Here is an 18,019-nt window from a genome sequence, read left to right on the forward strand (position 1 = left end):
CGATGGCGGTGTGACCGATGATGTCCTGCAGGTTGCCGATGTTCGTCATGACGTCTCCTTCTGAGGTCGTGGTGCAACGGTTTGGGGGTGGTGTCGGGTGGGGGGCGTGCGTCACTAACCGGTCGGATTGACCGGTTCGGCGCCGGCAGCCGATCGCGAAGGTCCCCGAGTTTGGAGCAGTCGAACTAGGTAGTCGGAACGCCACAGATGGGAGGGGCGCCGCACTGGCCTACGTAAAGACCTCTACCCGGCTTTCGGTCTGATAACGCAAACTCGTCCCACGAATCGCGGGATCGTAGATGGGACGGCTGCGATCATGAGGCGCATGGAGCAGCCGCTGATCGCACCTGCGTTTCGCAGGCCGGCGCTGTTCGTCGCCGTGCTCGGGTTCGCGGTGTTCTTCTCGCTGGCCGTCCTGATCTTCCACGCCAAGCGCACAGCCTTCGACTCGTGGGCGTTTCGGGTGCTGCCCGAGCGCATCTCGTCCGCCCCTGCGCAGTTCATGATCGGCTTCACCGACCCAGCGGTCTCGGTGTTGCTGCTGGTGCTGACCGTGGTGCTGGCCTGGTCGGTACGCCGCTTGGACATCGTGATCCTGGCCGTCGTCGGGCCGATCGTCGGAACGATATTGGTCAGCGACGTCGCCAAGCCGATCGTGCACCGAACCCTGTTCGGTGGCACCACGGGTACCTATCCCAGCGGACACCAGACAGGCGTCACCTGCACGGCGACGGTCCTGCTGATCGCTTTCGGCCTGCTGCCGCTGCGCCGTCCCGTGAAGTATGCGCTCGCCGTGGTGCTGGCCGTCTGGGTGATCATTGCGGCGGTGGCGTTGACCCGCTTCTACTACCACTACGCCACGGACACGATCGGCTCGATGGGGCTATCGGTGGCCCTTGTATTGGGGCTGGCGGGGCTGCTCGACCGGTACTGGCCGAGCCGCGGCGGAGCTAGCCGCCGGCCGCCGCGACAAGCTCGCGCCGCGCCGTCCCGGTCGCCTCGCCCGGTACGTCCGCGACCGAGCCGGCGGCCGCGGCCGGTGCCCGCAGATGAGTCCGGGACTCAGTTGACGCCGCGGGCCTGACCCGTCCAGAACGGCTCGCGCAGTTTGAACTTCTGCAGCTTGCCGGTGGCGGTGCGGGGCAGTTCGTCGACGAATTCGATGCGCTTCGGGCACTTGTAACCGGCCAGGTTGGTGCGGCAGTGTGCGATGAGCTGGTCGGCGGTGACGTCGGCACCGTCGGTCACCACCAACCCGGTGACGAGCTCGCCCCACTTATCGTCGGGGATGCCGATCACGGCGACCTCCTTCACCGCGTCGTGCGACATGAGTGCATCCTCGACCTCGATCGACGACACGTTCTCACCGCCGGAGATGATCACGTCCTTCTTGCGGTCGGAGATCACTACGTAGCCGTCGTCGTCCAGGTAGCCGCCGTCGCCGGTGTGGAACCAGTTGCCCTGCTGCACCGCGGCCGTCTCGTCGGGCTGCTCCCAATAGGCCTCGAGGTTGTGGTTGGACTGCGCGAGAATTTCGCCGTCGGCGTCGACGCTCATCCGTACGCCGAGCGCGGGCGCGCCGGCGCGGCCGAGGTTCTTGGCCCGCTCGTGGGTATCGAGGTCGTCCCACTCGGCACGGGTGCGGTTGATGGTCAGCAGCGGCGAGGTCTCGGTGAGGCCGTAGATCTGGATGAACTCCCAGCCCAGCTCGTCCAGCACCCGCTCGATGATGCGGGTAGGCGGTGGCGCGCCGGCGGCAATGATGCGCACGCGGTCGCGGCCGGGGGTCTCGCCGTCCCAGTTCTGCGCGCCGTCGAGCGCGGCGGAAATGACGGCGGGGGCGGCGCACATCGCCGTAACGCCGTGGCGCTCGATGCGGCGCAGGATCTCGGTGCCGTCGACCTTGCGCAACACGACGTGCTGGGCGCCGACGCCGGTCATGGCGAACGGCATGCCCCACCCGTTGGCGTGGAACATCGGCAGGGTGTGCAGGTACACGTCGCGGTCGCTGATCGTCGTGTGCAGGCCGAACACGGCGGCGTTCAGCCAGTTGTTGCGGTGCGTCAGCTGCACGCCTTTCGGCCGCGCTGTCGTGCCGGAGGTGTAGTTGATCGTTGCGGTGGCGCCCTCGTCCGGGTCCGCCCACGGCCGCGGCTGCGAGCCGGGCAGGTAGAGGTCGTCGTCCTCGCCGAGCACGAACAGGTGGCGGACCGTGCCAGCCAACGCGTCGAGCACGTCCGTGCGCTCGGGGTCGACGTAGACGACGTCGGAGCCGGAGTGCTCGACGATGTAGCGGATCTCGGGCACCGACAGCCGGAAATTGACTGGGACCAGGACGCGACCGTAGCCGGCCACCCCGTAGAACGACGTCAGCAGCCGCGCCGAGTTGTGCGATACGAACGCGACGCGCCCGCCGGTGGGCACGTCCAGCGCGTCGAGTTTGGCCGCTTGGGCCGCCGCGAGTTCGTCCATCCGGCGGTAGCTGAGCTCGCCGAGACTGGGGGCGGGCTGATCCGGTTCGTCGACCACGGCGATCCGGTCGGGGTAGACGTGCACGCCGCGGTCGAGGAAGTCGCGAACGGTGAGCGGGTAGAACACAGCCTCACTGTGGCAGATGGCCCTGACAAAGAGAACGGCCCGGAAGGACGATGTCCTTCCGGGCCGTGACTCGGTACCTGCGGGCTCAGCTGGAGACGCGCTCGCGGGCGCTCGCAGCGGCGGTGCGGGCCTGTGCCGCGGCCGCCTGAGCGGCGAGGCGGGCAGCTGCGGCCTGCTTCGCGACGACCGGACCGTACTCGTCGGTGTAGTCCTTGGCAGCGTCACGCGCGACCTTGGTGCCGGTGGCGACGCTGCTAGCCACGCTGGTGGCCTTGTCAGCTACCACCGGTGCGTACTCGTTGGCGTAGTCCTTCGCCGCCTTGGCGCCCGTGCTGACGCTGGTGGCGACCCTGTCGACAACAACCGGGCCGTATTCGTCGACGTAGTCCTTGGCCGCAGCGCGCGCCTGCTGGGCCTTCACCGCGACGACGGGACCGTATTCGTCGACCGCATCACGCGCGGCATCTTTCGCCGTCTTGGCTGCGCTGGTGACGCGGTCGAGCACGATGGGAGCCAGCTCGCCCGCAGCGGCCGGAATGCCGGAGGCCGCCACCGACTTGGCAGCCTTCTTGCCGCTCTTGCGGGCCTGCTTGTCAGCCTTGTCGGCAGCCTTCGCCGCGCGCCGGGACAGGTCGTGACCTGCGCTCTTCGCCGCCTCGAAAGCACCGGCGGCCGCGGCAGCCCGCGCCTTCTTCGCGGCTTTCTTCTGCCGACGGCTCTGCTTGCCCTGCTTCTTGCCGGCGCGTCCCGCCGTGATCTCGACCTTCTTGTCGTGCGCTGGCTCGAGCAGCCCGTCGGCGATGAGCCCGACACCGATGCCGAACATCCAGACGTCCTTGGAGATGCCGATGCCCTGCGGGGTCGGCCGTGGGTCGTTCGGCGGGTGCATACCGGGGGTGTTCCAGTACATGTTGAGCAGCGCGCCCGAGAATCCGGCCACGCCCAGACCGGCGACTACCGGCGACACGAAGGGCGCGAGCACGACGGCGCCGAGCGCGACCTCGCCGGCACCGAGACCCTTGGCGAACAGCTTGGGGTCGACCTTGCCGAGGAACCCGTACGTGCCCGACGCCATACCGTGCACGCCTTTCGCGGCGTCCTCGTCGATCTTCAGCTTGCCGAGGCCGCTGTTGAGGATGTACGCGCCGGTGACGACACGAAGGGGGGCGCGGCGGATCTTCGCCGACAAGCTCATTGGCTGTTCCTCCAGAGGGACGGGGTGCAAAGGGTATCGCGGGTGCGGGGGGTCATACCCACGACGGTAACCACATATGTGCGTGCCATTCGCTGTAGGTGAGCAGCCCGCCGGTGAACAGCGGCCACATCCACACGAAGTCTGCCACGACCAGGCCGAGGTAGGTGCTGATGCCGGCGATGCCCCAGGCGCGACGCCGGTCGGCACGCCAGAATCGCTCGCCGGCGGGCACCCCGTGCAGCGACGGTCCGAGCATGACGCCGAGGGCCAGCGTCAGGCCGATGATCAGGAACGGCACCAGCGGCGCCATGTAGAACAGGAACGCCGTGCGACTGAGGTCCTGGAACCACACGAGCCAGCCGGCGATGAACGCGACCCAGACCGCGCCGGCGCGCCAGTCGTGCGTGGTCAACCAGTGCCATGCCAGCCAGAGCAGCATCGGCACGAACGCCCACCACATCAGCGGCGTTCCGATGAGCAGGATCTCGCGTGAGCACGAGGATGCACCGCACGTCTTCTCGGCGCCGTTGTAGTAGAAGTCCACGGGTCGGCCCAGGACGAGCCAGCTCCATGGGTTCGATTGGTACGCGTGCGGGCTGTCCAGCCCCTCGTGGAAGGTGTACGCGTTGTAGTGGTAGTTGATCAGCGAGCGGAGCGGCCCGGGTATCCACCCCCAGGACGTATTTGTGTCGGCCCAGTGGCGGTTCCACGAGTTCTCGCCGGTGAACCAGCCCAGCCAGCACAGCAGGTAGGTCGCGAGCGGAACGAAGATCAGTGACCCCAGGCTGGGCAGCACGCTGCGGTAGAGCCAGCCGCCGGTGCGGTGGCGGACGCCTGCGGCCTTCAATGCTCCGTTGTCCCACACCACGGACAAGATCCAGAACAGGATGAAGAACGAGAGCGCTGTCCACTTCACCCCGCCCGCAGCACCCATCATCACGCCGGCCACGAGACGCCAGGGTCGGGGACCGAACGACGGCACCCCGGACGACAGGTCGGCGCCATCGGCAAGCAATCCCGCCAGGCGGGCTCGCATCTTGTCGCGGTCGATGACCAGGGCGCCGAACGAGGCGATGATGAAGGTCTGCAGAAAGATGTCGAGGATGGCGGTGCGGGCCAGGACCAGCGACATGCCCTCCATAGCCATGAGCAACCCGGCGATGCCACCGAAGAGGTTCGAGCGCATCATCCGTCGGACGATGCGCGTCATCATGATCACGCCGAGCGTGCCGGCCAGGGCCGGGGCGATACGCCAGCCCAAGGAGTTCGTCAGGTACGCATTGCTGTTGCCGTCCCACAGATACTCCGACATCGCGATCAGCCACTTGCCGAGCGGCGGGTGCACGATGAACATGTAGCCGCGGTTGTCCTCGTAGCCGTAGCGCAGCAGTTCCTGGGCTTCGACGGGGTAGTAGGCCTCGTCGAAATTGAGGCCGTTCTTCGGCACGATGTTCTTGCCGGGCGGCGAACCGAGCGCCCAGAAGCGGGTCAGCGCCGCCAACACGGTGATCGCGGCCAGAATCAGCCAGCCCAGACGTGGGTGCGGGTCGTGCCACGGCTGCAGGCTCGCCGGCACCGGGTGTGCGTGACGGGGCGGGTCAGGCGGTGAGTCGTCGGGCGCAGCGTCGGCCGGGGCCTCCAGCGTCGCCGTCACGCGCCCGATAGTAGAGGTGACCTCCTGGCGATCCGGTGTACGCAGGTGGATGGGGCAGTAGCGTTCGGCATCGTGGACGGGCCGAGCGGGCGGGTGGTGCTGGCCGCGACGCCGATCGGGCAGCCCGGCGATGCGTCTGCGCGGCTGTGCGACGCGCTGGCCACCGCCCCGGTGCTGGCCGCCGAGGACACCCGCCGCCTGCTGCGGCTGTGCCGCGACCTCGACGTCGAGCCGACGGGACGCATCGTGTCGTTCTTCGACGCGAACGAGTCCGGCCGCGTCCCGCAGCTGCTCGAGTTCCTGCATGCGGGGGAGGACGTGCTGGTTGTCACCGACGCAGGCATGCCGTCGGTCAGCGACCCGGGTTACCGCCTCGTCGCGGCAGCCGTCGACGCGGGTATCGAGGTGACCTGCCTGCCCGGTCCGTCATCGGTGACCACGGCGCTGGCCGTCTCGGGCCTACCCGTCGACCGGTTCTGCTTCGAGGGTTTCCTGCCCCGCAAGTCCGGCGAGCGGCGTCGCGCACTCGAGGCGCTGGCGACCGAGCGGCGCACGATGGTGTTCTTCGAGGCACCACACCGGCTCGCCGATGCGCTTGCCGACCTCGTCGCCGTGTTCGAGGCCGAACGGCCCGCTGCCATGTGCCGCGAGCTCACCAAGACCCACGAGGAGATCCGGCGCGGGCCGTTGGCGGACCTGGCCGCGTGGGCGGCCGGCGAGGTGCGCGGCGAGATCTGTCTCGTGGTCGGCGGGGCCACCGGTGTGCGCGACGCCGCCACGCCCGACGAGCTCGCGGCCGACGTCGCGCGGCGCGCGGCGGCCGGTCAGCCCCGCAAGGAGGCCATCGCCGAGGTCGCCCGCGTCCGCGAAGTACCGAAGCGCGAGGTGTTCGACGCCGTGGTGACCGCGAAAGGCTGACGTCCCCGACAGCGGCGGATCTTCCTGCGCCTGACGCGTCAGGACGCGCGAGCCGCAGGAAGATCGAGAAACCGGCGCCCGGCTCATCACTACGCTTGACGGCGTGACTGACGAGTACATCCTGACGGCTCCCGCGTGGCCCTATGCCAATGGGCCGCGGCACATCGGGCACGTCGCCGGATTCGGCGTGCCGGCCGACATCTTCTCGCGCTACCAGCGGATGGTCGGCAACCACGTGCTGATGGTCAGCGGCACCGACGAGCACGGCACGCCGATCCAGGTGCAGGCCGACCGCGAGGGCGTCACGCCGCGCGAGTTGGCCGACCACAACGCGCTGGTGATCGCGAAGGATCTGCAGTCGCTCGGGCTGTCCTACGACCTGTTCACCCGCACGACGACGGCCAACCACTACGCCACGACGCAGCAGATCTTCCTGGGCCTGTTGAAGAACGGCTACGTGTTTCCGCAGACGCAGCTCGGCGCGATCAGCCCGTCGACCGGTCGCACGCTGCCCGACCGCTACATCGAAGGCACCTGCCCGATCTGCGGCTACCCCAGCGCGCGCGGCGACCAGTGCGACAACTGCGGCAACCAGCTCGACCCCATCGACCTGATCAACCCGGTGAGCAAGATCAACGGCGAGACGCCGACGTTCGTCGAGACCGAGCACTACTTCCTCGACCTCGCCGCGTTCGGCGAGGTGCTGGCCGGCTGGCTGACGAAGCAGACGCACTGGCGGCCGAACGTCCAACGCTTCTCCTTGAACCTGCTCGACGACCTCAAGCCGCGCGCGATCACGCGCGACCTCGAGTGGGGCGTGCCGGTCCCGCTCGACGGTTGGCGCGACCGTAACGACAAGAAGATCTACGTCTGGTTCGACGCGGTGATCGGCTATCTCTCGGCGTCCATCGAGTGGGCGCAGCGCTCCGGCGACCCGGACGCGTGGCGGGCGTGGTGGCAAAACCCGGAGGCGCGGCAGTACTACTTCATGGGCAAGGACAACATCGTCTTCCACAGCGAGATCTGGCCGGCAATGCTGTTCGGGTACTCGGGCCTCGGCGCCAAGGACGGCACACCGGGCGACCTCGGCGCGCTCGATCGGCCCTACGAGATCGTCTCCAGCGAGTTCCTGACCATGGAGGGTCGCAAGTTCTCCTCCTCGCGCGGCGTCGTGATCTACGTCCAGGACATCCTGTCGCGCTACGACGTCGACGCGCTGCGCTACTACCTGGCCGTTGCCGGCCCGGAGACCCAGGACACCGACTTCACCTGGTCGGAGTTCGTGCGCCGCAACAACGAGGAACTCGTCGGCACCTGGGGCAACCTGGTCAACCGCACCATCTCGATGACGGCCAAGAACATCGGCTCGATCCCCGCCCCCGGCGCCCTGGCCGACGTCGACCGCGACCTGCTTGCCTTGTCCGGCAAGGCGTTCGGCACCGTCGGCGACCTACTCGGCCGCTCCCGGCAGAAGGCGGCGCTGGCCGAGGCCATGGACGTCGTCGGCGCGGCCAACAAGTATCTGTCGGACACCGAGCCGTGGAAGCTGAAGAACAGCGACCCGGAGCGGATGGCCTCGGTGCTGCACGTCGCGTTGCAGGTCGTCGACGATGCCAAGACCCTGCTGACGCCGTTCATCCCGTCGTCCTCGGGCAAGGTGCACGCCCTGCTGCGGGGCGACGGGCCATGGGCGGCGATGCCCGACCTCGTCGAGGTCGAGAGCCCGACCGCGGTGGGCTCACCGTCGTACTCGGTGCTCACCGGCGACTACGACACCGGCGCCCGGTGGACGTCCAGCCCGATCGAGATCGGTCGGCCGATGGCGACCCCCACACCGGTGTTCACCAAGCTCGACCCGTCCGTGGTCGACGAGGAATTGGCCCGGCTAGCGCCGCCGAGTGAGTGACGCCGTCGAGCCGCTGCCGGTGCCGGTCTTCGACGCGCACACCCATCTGGATGCCATGGCCCAGCGGGCCGGGGTCGAGGCCGATGAGGCGTTCGTGGCGCAGGCCATGGCCGACGCACGGGCGGCGGGCGTGCTCGCCGCGATCACGGTCGGCGACACCGTCGCGTCGTCGCGCTGGTGCGTGGCGGCGGCGCAGGCTCACCCGGACGTGTACGCCGCCGTCGCGGTGCACCCCACCGAGATCGCCGGCCTGGACGACGCCGGTTACGCCGACCTCGAGTCGCTGGCCCGGGACCCTCGGGTGGTGGCCGTGGGCGAGACGGGCCTGGACTACTACTGGGACCGAACCACGCCGGCCGCGCAGCAGGAGCACTTCCGCCGCCACATCGACTTGGCCAAGCGGGTGGGCAAGCCGCTGATGATCCACGACCGCGACGCCCACCGGGACGTCCTCGGCATCCTGCGAGCAGAGGGGGCCCCGGAGCAGGTGGTCTTCCATGCATTCTCGGGTGGCGAAGCCATGGCCCGCGAATGCGTCGACGCGGGGTACGTGCTGTCCTTCCCGGGCGTCATCACCTTCAAGAACGCGCCGGCGCTGCGCGAGGCAGCGGCCGTCGTCCCGGCCGAGCACCTGCTCGTCGAGACCGATGCCCCGTTCCTGACGCCGCACCCGCTGCGCGGTCGGCCGAACGCTCCGCGCCTGTTGCCGCTGACCGTCCGGGGGCTCGCGGCCGCGACCGGGCTCGAGGTCGACGAGCTCTGTGCCGCCGTCACGACCAACGGCCGGCGGGTGTTCGGAGTCCCCGGCTGACGGGTGGAACGTTGCGCGATGTGGCAAGCGTCACACCCCGCCGCCACAAGTTCGCACGTGGTTTTCGATGGCTCGAGATCTGCTGCCAACAAAACCCTCGACTGTTGATTCAGACAGCCGCACCCATGCCCGCGACGCCGGGGCTGAGATGAGCCGGGCCATCCACCCTGACGCCGCCGCCGGAGGCAGCGCACGCATTCGGACTCGCACGGCGCGCCACGACGACCGTCCACCGAGGCGGGCAATTCGGACGTATCGCCGTCGCATGGTTTGGTCCGTCCAGCACCTCTCGTTACGTTGTCGTGACCAACCAGGCTGCTGTGCGTTCGTGAGGCACCCGTGGCTAATGGGACAACAGGGAGTCGATTAGTGCAGCGCAGTGTCAAATACGGGGTCGTCGCCGCAGTGGCGGCCGGCCTCGTCGGCGGGATCACCGCTTTTGCGACCTCGTCGAGCGGCACCCCGGTCACCGTGACGGTGGACGGCCAGAACAAGAAGATCACCACCGAGGCCAGCACGGTCAAGGGCGCGCTGAAGACGGCGGGCTACTCGGTCAAGGCCCATGACCTGGTTGCGCCCAGCACAGCGTCCAGGATCCACAGCGGTTCGACGATCGTCCTGAACCGTGGCCGGCTGCTGCACCTCGTCGTCGACGGCCAGCAGAAGGACGTCTGGACCACCGCGCCGACCGTTGCGGTGGCGTTGTCCCAGCTCGGCTACACCACTGCCGACTTCGTCTCCGTTTCTCGCTCGCGCCGCCTGCCACTGTCGCCGACCGCGATCGCCGTGCGGCAGCCCAAGAGCGTCATCGTTGTGCACGACAAGAAGACCGAGCGGGCCGTCACGACCGCCCCGACCGTCGCCGCCGTGCTCCAGGCGCTGGGCGTCACCATTGGCGGCTCCGACCGGTTAACCCCGGCCGCGAGCACCCCGGTGACTGCGAGCCTGACGATCCGGGTGCAGCGGGTGACCTCGAAGCAGGTCGTCAAGCACGTCAGCACCGACTACCAGGTCGTCAAGCACGCCGATCCGAAGATGTACGAGGGCGACACGGTGGTCATGACGAAGGGCAAGGAAGGCACCACCGACGTCACCTACGAGATCCTCTACATCGACGGCCAGCCGGCCGGCAAGAAGATGGTGTCCACCTCGGTCGTCTCGGCGCCGAAGACGCAGGTCGTCACGGTCGGCACCAAGAACCGGCCTACACCGAAGACGACAAGCAACGGCCTGAACTGGGACGCGCTCGCAGCGTGCGAGGCCGGGGGCAACTGGCAGATCAACACCGGAAACGGCTTCTACGGCGGCCTGCAGTTCGACATCGGCACCTGGGACTCCAACGGCGGCGCGAGGTACGCCGCCCGCCCGGATCTCGCCAGCCGCGAGGAGCAGATCTCGGTGGCTACGTCGCTGTACAACAAGCGCGGGTCCAGCCCATGGCCGGCGTGCGGATCCCGCCTGTAGTCCGTTACAGTTCCGTGACCTTCGCGTCCGTTCCCCACGTCCACGGCAAGACTTCGTCCATGAGCACGACCCAGGAGCTCCGTCGGTGCTGAGAAGCCTCAAGTACGGCCTGCACGGTGCCGTGTTGGCCGGCCTGGTCGCCGCACCACTGGTCTGGAGTTCGGTCGACAAGGACGTCCACCTCTCGATCGACGGTAGGACGACCACGGTGTCGACGACCGCGAGCAACGTCGGGCAGGTCTTGCGGTCGCAGCACTACAGGATCGACGGCCACGATCTCGTCGCCCCGGCCGCCGGTGCGAAGGTCAAGGACGGCATGACCGTCGTGTTGCGGCACGGGCGATTGCTGCGTCTGGACATCAACGGCAAGCGGACGTCGGTGTGGACCACCGCGTCCACCGTCCAGGAAGCGCTGAGCCAACTCGGTTACACGACCTCGGACTACGTCTCCGTCTCTCGGTCCCGACGTCTGCCGCTGAGCCCGACCGACGTCGCGATCCGCACGCCCAAGGTCGTCACCGTCGTCCACGACGGCACGCGCGAACGGGTCTCGACCACCGACGCCACCGTCGCCCAGCTGCTCGCAGACATCGACGTCACGGTGCACGCCAAGGACAAGGTGTCGGCACAACCGGGCTCGGCATTGGCCAGCGGGCAGGTCGTCGTCGTGCAGCGCGTCGGCGATCGCACCGAGGTGAAGAGCGTCGCCGTCGACTTCACCGTCACCCGAACGGCCGACTCGACGCTCGCAGCCGGCAAGACAAAGGTCGTGAGCAAGGGCAAGAAGGGTCGGATGGAGATCACCTACTCGGTGGTCTACGTCGACGGCAAGCCGGCTGCCCGTGTGCAGTTGTCGAGTCGCACCATGTCGGCGCCGCGGCCCGAGGTCCTGGCCGTGGGCACCAAGCAGGCGTCCGACCTCGACGCGATGAGCACGCCGCAGGTCACCGGGCCCACGCCCGGCTCGGCCAAGGCCATCGCGCTGGAGCTCGCCGCCAAACGTGGCTGGGGTGACGATCAGTACTCGTGTCTGGTGCAGATGTGGACGCGCGAGAGCGGGTGGCGCACGAATGCGGCCAACCCCAGCGGCGCGTACGGCATCCCGCAGGCCCTGCCCGGCTCGAAAATGGCCTCGGCCGGCGCAGATTGGCAGACCAGCGCCGAGACCCAGATCAAGTGGGGTCTCGGGTACATCGCGGCGCGCTACAACACGCCGTGCGGTGCCTGGGCGTTCTGGCAGGCGCACAACTACTACTGAGTCGTGACCATCGATCCCCGCCCGCGTGTGGTCATCTACACCGACGGCTCGTGCAAGGGCAATCCCGGCCCCTGGCGGTTGGGGCGCTTGGCTGACCAGCGGTGTGCACAGCAAGGATCTGTTCGGCGGCGAGGCGCTCACGACGAACAACCGCATGGAGCTGACGGCCGTCATCGAGGCGCTCACCGCGCTGAAGGGTCCGAGCGAGGTCGAGCTCTACACCGACAGCCAGTACGTCCGGCAGGGCATCACCAGCTGGATCCACAACTGGAAGCGCCGTGGCTGGGTGACTACGGACAAGAAGCCGGTGAAGAACGCCGACCTCTGGCGCCTGCTCGACGACGCCACCCAGCGGCACACGATCGAGTGGCACTGGGTGAAGGGCCACGCCGGAGACGTCGGCAACGAGCGGGCCGACTCGCTCGCCAATCAGGGTGCCGCCCAGTTCAGCTGAGCCCGCGTGTTGCGCAAGCGTCGAGTTGGACGGGGTAACCCGCCTGGAGCACGCCCACCGTGGCCGCCGGTGTCTGCACCACGGTCGTGCCGTTGGTCGGTCGCCGTCGCCGCGGGCCGTAGCCGTATCGCTGCGTGTCCCAGTCGAGGAGGTGGTCGTCGCGAACCAGCGCAAGGTGGCCGTTGTCGACGACGAACGTGCCGGTGGGCAGGTCGGCCCAGGGAGCGCGGTGCGTGCGGCCGCGCTCGGCCGCGAGCCGGATGTCCAGCGCCGGAGCGCGGGGGACAGATCCGCCGGACGCCCACGCCGCGCAGTACGCGAGGAAAGCGGCGCGGCGGCACTCGGCGCACGGCCGGTGCCCGGCGGCCAGAGCGACGGCCTCGTCAAGGAAGAACACCGGCGTGTAGCGCTTGGGTGCCCACTGCGGGACCCGTCGACTCCGGAACGAGAGTTCGCAGGTGATCCAGCGAGTGGACGCGGAAGCCCGCACGATCCGCCGGCTGCCGTCCCTGCCGTGCAACAGGCCCCGGTTGCCCAGCCAGGCGCCGCGTACATCGGTGGCGACGATTTGCCCGTCCGGCGTCACCCGGTTCTGCGCACTCACGCCTGCCCGCGCTCGAGGGCGAGCAGCGTCGCCTTCGCCGCGGGCCCGCCCAGGTAGTTGCCGATGCCGCCGTCGGATCGCACGATGCGGTGACACGGGACGACGATCGGGATCGGGTTGGTGGCGCAGGCGGTGCCTACGGCCCGCACGGCTCGCGGGTTGCCGGCCGCGGCAGCCAGCGCGGCGTAGCTGGCGGTGGAGCCGTAGCCGACGTCTGTGGCGAGGTGGGCCAGCACCGTGCGTCGGAACCCTGCGGACAGTTGCCAGTCGAGCGCGACGTCGAAGCCGTGTCGACGCCCCTCGAAGTACTCCGCGAGCTCGCGGGCGACGCCGTCGAGCCGGGCCGGCGCCTCGAGCACCCGGGGGCTGATCCGCGCCGCCAGGGCCTGCAGTACCGCGTCCCAGCCCTCGCCGGCGAAGGCCACCCGGACGAGCCCGCGCTCGGTGGCCGCGACGAGCAGCTCGCCCACCGGGGAGTCGACCGTTCGGTAGGCGACGTCGAGCACGCCGGCTCCGGCCGCGGCGCCGGCAAGCCGGGCCCTGAGGCGGTCCAGTTCGGCGGCGTCGACAGGAAAGGCGGCGGCCAGTTCAGTCATTGGGTTCTTCTTCCGGCATCGGTCGGGCAAGCGTGTGGCGTAACGCGGCCACCCCGTCGGCCGCCGCGCGCCGGGCAGCGGCGGGAGTCCCGCCGAGCAGGGTGGCGACGTCGGCGTAGGGCAGGCCGGCCAGGTGGTGGTAGGCGACGGCCTGGCGCTGTTTGTCGGACAGCGCGGCGATCGCTGCCCGCAGGTCGGGGTCGAGGTCGTCGGCGCGGTCGGGAGCGGCCCGCTCGGGGGTGTCGGCGACCGGCACTGCTCGCCGGGCGCGGGCCCGCAGGACGTCGACGGCTTTGCGATGCGCGATCGTCACCAGCCACGCTTCGACGTTTGCCCCGGCCGGCAGGTCGGGGTACGCGCGCAGCGCGGCCAGGAACGTCTCGGACCACGCGTCGTCGGCGTCGACCGGGCCGAGCACCGCGCGGGTCACTCGCAGGATCGTCGCGCCATGCAGGCGCACGACCACCTCGAACGGTGGTTTCGCGGCCGCGGTCACCAGAGCGCAGATGTGCGGGCCGGGATCGCTCCCTCGAGCTCCAGCAGGAACTGCTTGCGCTCGAGCCCGCCGGCGTAGCCGGTGAGACTGCCGGTGGAGCCGACCACGCGGTGGCACGGCACCACGATCGACACCGGGTTGTGCCCGACGAACCCACCCACGGCGCGGGCGCTGATCCCGCCGCCGAGTTGCCCGGCAAGCGACCCGTAGGTGGTGGTGGAGCCGTACGGGATCGCGGCCAGGAGCGCCCACAGCTGACGGGCTCTCGCGCTGCCGTGCAGCGACAGCGGCAGCTCGAAGTCGTGGCGCCGGCCGGCGAAGTATTCGTCGAGCTGGCGGACCGGTTCGGCAAAGTCAGGATTCGCAGCGTCCATCAGCGGGCCCCACGCCACCTCGTCCGGGTTCGTCCAATGACCGGGGTAGTAGATGCCGCACAGGCCCGCATCGTCGACGACAACGGTCAATGCGCCCAGCGGGGTGGCAACCACGGCGTGCCGGTTCGTACTGGTGCTCATTTCGTCTCCCTCGTCATGTCTCATCAGGTAGACGCGCAGCGGGCCCCGGTTGTGAGGCCACTGCTCCACCGAATCACTGCGGTCGCGGAGCCCGCACCTGACCGACCCGCCGCAGGAACGCGGCGGTGACGACGAGGTACACCGCGCTGAGCACAACGCACATGATCAGGTCGGCGGTGAACGCCTGCCCGGTGTGGTGCCACAGGGGGTCGTCACCGCCGCTGCTGGGTGAGATCCGGCTGACCGACGCACCCGCGGCGTAACCCCAGCGGGCCGGCGACAGCCACGACATCTGTTCGAGCACTGCGCGGCCACGCACCGGGAACAGGCCGCCGGATAGCAGCAGCTGAGCCATGATGACCAGCACGAGCAGCGGCATCGTGCGGTCGGCGTTGGTGACGATCGCCGACAGCAGCAGACCCAGCGTCATCGACGCGAACGTCACGAAGATCAACACGATGATCATGTCGACCTTGCCCGAGCCGCCCAGCAGCGCGTCGTCGGGTCCGGGGTCGGTGAGCAGGGCAAACACCGTGAGCAGGACGGCCTGGATGGTGCTGACCACGCCGAGCACCACGACCTTGGACGCGAGGTAGGGCCCCCAGGCCAGTCCGATCGCCCGTTCGCGGCTGAAGATCGGCCGTTCCTTGACGATCTCGCGCACCGCGCCGGCGCTGCCCGACAGGCAGCCACCGATGATGATCACCAGCAGCAGCTGCGTCGGCGAATGGGACTTGGCGCGCAGGGCGTCCAACGCCGACAACCCCGAGTCGCCGGGCACGGCGTGCGCGAACAGCGCCAGCACCAGCGGCGTGATCATGGTCAGTCCGACGAACGCCTTGTCCGACGCGATGACCTTCAGATAGCGGCGCGAGAGCGTCGAGAACTGGGCGAGCGCGCTCTGCTGACGCGGCGGTGGTGCGGTGGCGGCGACTGCGGCCGGCGAGGCGGCCCCCGCGACCGGGCCCCGGGTCGGCAGCCCGCCGAACTGGCGCCCGACGGGAGAATTGATGTAGCGCACGTACCAGTCGCTGCGCGGCTGTTCGAGCTGGGCGTACATGTCGGCCCAGTCGGTGCAGCCGAAGTAGGCCAGGACTCCTGCCGGCGGCCCGTAGTACGCGAGCTGACCGCCGGTGGCCAGCACCAACAGCTTGTCGGCGAGGTCGAGGTAGGTGACGTTGTGGCTGATCACGACGACGGTGCGGCCGTCGTCGGCGAGGCGCCGCAGCACCTGCATGACCTCGCGGTCGCGGTTGATGTCCAGGCCCGAGGTCGGTTCGTCGAGGAAGAGCAGTGACGGGCTGGTCAGCAGCTCCATGGCCGTGCTGGTGCGTTTGCGCTGTCCACCGGACAGCGTCGAGACGCGCTGCTCGGCCTGCGGCACCAGGCCGAGCTCGTGGATCACCTGGTCGACGCGTCGGGCGCAGTGGTCGCGGTCGACGTCGGGTGGGAAGCGCAGCTGGCCGGCGTAGAGCAGCGCCTCACGCACCCTCAGCTGCGGGTGCAGGATGTCGTCCTGCGGCACGAGACCGATGCGGTGCCGGATCTCGTCGTAGTTCGTGTACAGGTCGCGGCCGCCGTAACCGACCCCGCCGTAGGTGGCCGGTGCGATGCCGGTCAGAGCTTTGAGCAGCGTCGACTTGCCCGAGCCGGACGGCCCGACTATGACGAGCATGTTCTTCGGTTCGAGGCTGAAGCTGACCCGGTCGAGGATGCGTCGCTCGCCGACCTGCACGGTGAGCTGGTGGGCCTCGAAGGTGATGGCCCCGGTGTCCTGGTACTCGGTGAGGGTGCCGTTCTGCAGCCGGAACGTCTTGTGCCCGATCGAGATCAGGTTCTGCGGGCTGATCGACGCGGTGCTGATGCGGCGGCCGTCGACGAACGTGCCGTTCGAACTGCCGAGGTCGCGCAACGTCCACGCCCGGCCGTCGTAGGTCAGCGCGGCGTGGTGACGCGATACGAGCAGGTCGTCGACGGGGATCTGGTTGTCCGGCGTGCGGCCGATGGTGAGCTGGCCGCGCGACAGCTCGCCGAGTTGGTGGACGGCCGACAACTCGGCGTTGAACCCGGCGTTGCTCACCGACGGCCGGCTCGGTGCGCTCGCGCCGGGCGGCCCGTACCCGGCCGGGACGGCAGGCGCCGACGCGGTTCGGCCGGGCGGACCATACCCTGGGGTAGGGAACATCCGCGGGGTGGGCGCGTAGGCATCCTGAACGGGCGGCGCGACGGGCGCGACGGCGCCCACCATCTGCAACTCCAGCGCGGTGCCGTGCGGATCGGCGAGATGGAGGACGGTCCGCGGGGCGAGCGCAAGCGTCTCGATGCGCTGCCCGGCGAGGAAGGTGCCGTTGCGTCCCTCGCTGCGCAGCCGCCAGCCTTGGTCGTACCAGATGGTGAGGTGCTTGCCCGACACCTTGTTGTCGTCGCTGATCGTCAGACCGGCAGCGGGGTCACGGCCGACCACGAAGACGCTGCCCGGAGTCACCTGCACGCGTCGCTCACCATGGCGGATCTCGAGAACTTCGGCCACCGACGAGCTCCCTACAGCCTGAGTGCGTGCTGGCAGACTAAAGCACGTCCGCGGCGTTGATCGCCTCTGCAGGCGCCGGCTGCCGGCCGGCGGGGTTGGGAGAGTGCGTGCCCGCCGACTCGGTGCTCCTCGGCCCGGCCGCTATCCGCGCGCAGGCCGCCCGGCTGAACCTCCGGCCCACCAAGACACTGGGCCAGAACTTCCTGCACGACGCGAACACCATCCGCCGCATCGTCCGGGCGGCCGAGCTGCTTGCTGGTGAGCGGGTGCTCGAGATCGGGCCAGGTCTGGGCTCGTTGACGCTCGGCCTGCTCGAGGCGGGGCACGCCGTCACGGCTGTCGAGATCGACTCCGTGCTCGCGACCGCGCTGTCCGGCACTGTCGAGGAGCGGTTGCCCGCGGCCGAGCTGTTGACCGTCCCCGCCGACGCCCTGCGGTTGAGCGAGGTGCCCGGGCCCGCCCCAACCGCGCTGGTCGCCAACTTGCCCTACAACGTCGCGGTGCCGGTCGTGCTGCACCTGCTCGAGATCGTCCCGACGTTGCAGCGTGCGCTCGTGATGGTGCAGGCCGAGGTGGCCGACCGGCTCGTCGCCGGACCAGGGTCGCGGATCTACGGCGTGCCGAGCGTCAAGGTGGCCTGGTACGCCGCGGCTGCTCGCGCCGGAGCCGTCCCGCCGTCGGTGTTCTGGCCGATGCCCAACGTCGACTCCGGGCTCGTCCGACTCTCCCGCCGGCCGGCACCGCCGACCACCGCCGACCGTGCCGAGGTGTTCGCCGTCGTCGACGCTGCCTTCGCGCAACGCCGTAAGACGCTGCGCGCGGCGTTGGCCGGTTGGGCCGGTTCGGCTGCGAGCGCGGAGCAGGCGCTCGTCTCCGCCGGCGTCGACCCGCGCGCCCGCGGTGAGACGCTAGACGTCAGTGCGTTCGCCCGGCTTGCCGAGCAGCGTCCACGTCGCGACAAATGACGATCTACGGTCGGACGTCGCCGTCGGCTGCCTGACCGGTCCGCCGTCGCTTACT

The 18,019-nt window shown here is 69.4% G+C and carries 15 protein-coding genes and 1 pseudogene; 8 read left to right on the forward strand and 8 right to left on the reverse strand.

Features of this window, described 5'->3' with window-relative positions; all coding sequences use genetic code 11:
• Positions 1-325 precede the first annotated feature (325 nt).
• Positions 326-1,084: a hypothetical protein gene (locus tag ACFFC4_RS19450; RefSeq protein WP_375503945.1), complete on the forward strand. Its 759-nt coding sequence runs from the start codon at positions 326-328 to the stop codon at positions 1,082-1,084.
• On the opposite strand, the gene ACFFC4_RS19455 is transcribed toward ACFFC4_RS19450, so the two are convergent.
• The 3 genes from ACFFC4_RS19455 to ACFFC4_RS19465 all read right to left on the reverse strand — a co-directional run bounded on the left by ACFFC4_RS19455 (position 1,063) and on the right by ACFFC4_RS19465 (position 5,447).
• Positions 1,063-2,598 (reverse strand): AMP-binding protein, encoded by a 1,536-nt coding sequence (locus tag ACFFC4_RS19455; RefSeq protein ID WP_375503947.1) that lies wholly within the window; start codon positions 2,596-2,598, stop codon positions 1,063-1,065. The two genes, ACFFC4_RS19450 and ACFFC4_RS19455, sit on opposite strands and share 22 nt — an antisense overlap.
• An 85-nt stretch (positions 2,599-2,683) precedes the next feature.
• Positions 2,684-3,793 (reverse strand): hypothetical protein, encoded by a 1,110-nt coding sequence (locus ACFFC4_RS19460; protein WP_375503949.1) that lies wholly within the window; start codon positions 3,791-3,793, stop codon positions 2,684-2,686.
• A 52-nt stretch (positions 3,794-3,845) separates the two neighbouring features.
• Positions 3,846-5,447, reverse strand: coding sequence for a dolichyl-phosphate-mannose--protein mannosyltransferase (locus tag ACFFC4_RS19465; RefSeq protein ID WP_375503951.1), 1,602 nt, complete (start codon positions 5,445-5,447; stop codon positions 3,846-3,848).
• Between the two features lie 45 nt (positions 5,448-5,492).
• On the opposite strand from ACFFC4_RS19465, the gene rsmI reads away from it, so the two are divergent.
• The 6 genes and pseudogenes from rsmI (at position 5,493) to rnhA (ending at position 12,258) form a co-directional block, all read left to right on the forward strand.
• Positions 5,493-6,365: a 16S rRNA (cytidine(1402)-2'-O)-methyltransferase gene (gene rsmI, locus ACFFC4_RS19470; RefSeq protein ID WP_375503953.1), complete on the forward strand. Its 873-nt coding sequence runs from the start codon at positions 5,493-5,495 to the stop codon at positions 6,363-6,365.
• 103 nt (positions 6,366-6,468) lie between these two features.
• Positions 6,469-8,271 (forward strand): methionine--tRNA ligase, encoded by a 1,803-nt coding sequence (gene metG / locus ACFFC4_RS19475; protein WP_375503955.1) that lies wholly within the window; start codon positions 6,469-6,471, stop codon positions 8,269-8,271.
• On the forward strand, positions 8,264-9,082 hold the full coding sequence (locus tag ACFFC4_RS19480) for a TatD family hydrolase (protein WP_375503957.1): 819 nt from the start codon (positions 8,264-8,266) through the stop codon (positions 9,080-9,082). Before metG ends, ACFFC4_RS19480 begins: the two co-directional genes overlap by 8 nt.
• Positions 9,083-9,451: 369 nt before the next feature.
• Entirely contained in the window at positions 9,452-10,546 is a 1,095-nt protein-coding gene (locus ACFFC4_RS19485) for a transglycosylase family protein (RefSeq protein WP_375503959.1), read from the forward strand.
• An 85-nt stretch (positions 10,547-10,631) separates the two neighbouring features.
• Entirely contained in the window at positions 10,632-11,804 is a 1,173-nt protein-coding gene (locus tag ACFFC4_RS19490) for a ubiquitin-like domain-containing protein (RefSeq protein WP_375503961.1), read from the forward strand.
• A gap of 9 nt (positions 11,805-11,813) precedes the next feature.
• Positions 11,814-12,258 (forward strand): annotated as a pseudogene (rnhA, locus tag ACFFC4_RS19495) (ribonuclease HI).
• Here the strand turns inward: rnhA and ACFFC4_RS19500 are convergent.
• The 5 genes from ACFFC4_RS19500 to ACFFC4_RS19520 all read right to left on the reverse strand — a co-directional run bounded on the left by ACFFC4_RS19500 (position 12,251) and on the right by ACFFC4_RS19520 (position 16,999).
• Entirely contained in the window at positions 12,251-12,862 is a 612-nt protein-coding gene (locus ACFFC4_RS19500; RefSeq protein WP_375503963.1) for a hypothetical protein, read from the reverse strand. The pseudogene rnhA and the gene ACFFC4_RS19500 overlap by 8 nt on opposite strands.
• Entirely contained in the window at positions 12,859-13,458 is a 600-nt protein-coding gene (locus ACFFC4_RS19505; RefSeq protein WP_375503965.1) for a methylated-DNA--[protein]-cysteine S-methyltransferase, read from the reverse strand. The genes ACFFC4_RS19500 and ACFFC4_RS19505 overlap by 4 nt, the downstream gene beginning before the upstream one ends.
• Positions 13,451-13,954, reverse strand: a complete 504-nt coding sequence (locus ACFFC4_RS19510) for an RNA polymerase sigma factor (protein ID WP_375503967.1) — start codon at positions 13,952-13,954, stop codon at positions 13,451-13,453. Before ACFFC4_RS19510 ends, ACFFC4_RS19505 begins: the two co-directional genes overlap by 8 nt.
• Entirely contained in the window at positions 13,951-14,469 is a 519-nt protein-coding gene (locus ACFFC4_RS19515) for a methylated-DNA--[protein]-cysteine S-methyltransferase (protein ID WP_375503969.1), read from the reverse strand. The genes ACFFC4_RS19510 and ACFFC4_RS19515 overlap by 4 nt, the downstream gene beginning before the upstream one ends.
• Before the next feature lie 73 nt (positions 14,470-14,542).
• On the reverse strand, positions 14,543-16,999 hold the full coding sequence (locus tag ACFFC4_RS19520) for an ATP-binding cassette domain-containing protein (RefSeq protein WP_375503971.1): 2,457 nt from the start codon (positions 16,997-16,999) through the stop codon (positions 14,543-14,545).
• A gap of 107 nt (positions 17,000-17,106) precedes the next feature.
• On the opposite strand from ACFFC4_RS19520, the gene rsmA reads away from it, so the two are divergent.
• Positions 17,107-17,964, forward strand: coding sequence for a 16S rRNA (adenine(1518)-N(6)/adenine(1519)-N(6))-dimethyltransferase RsmA (gene rsmA / locus ACFFC4_RS19525; RefSeq protein ID WP_375503973.1), 858 nt, complete (start codon positions 17,107-17,109; stop codon positions 17,962-17,964).
• Positions 17,965-18,019: the final 55 nt, after the last annotated feature.

The sequence above is a fragment of the uncultured Jatrophihabitans sp. genome (genome assembly GCF_964244045.1).
In the GTDB taxonomy this organism is placed as follows: domain Bacteria; phylum Actinomycetota; class Actinomycetes; order Mycobacteriales; family Jatrophihabitantaceae; genus Jatrophihabitans.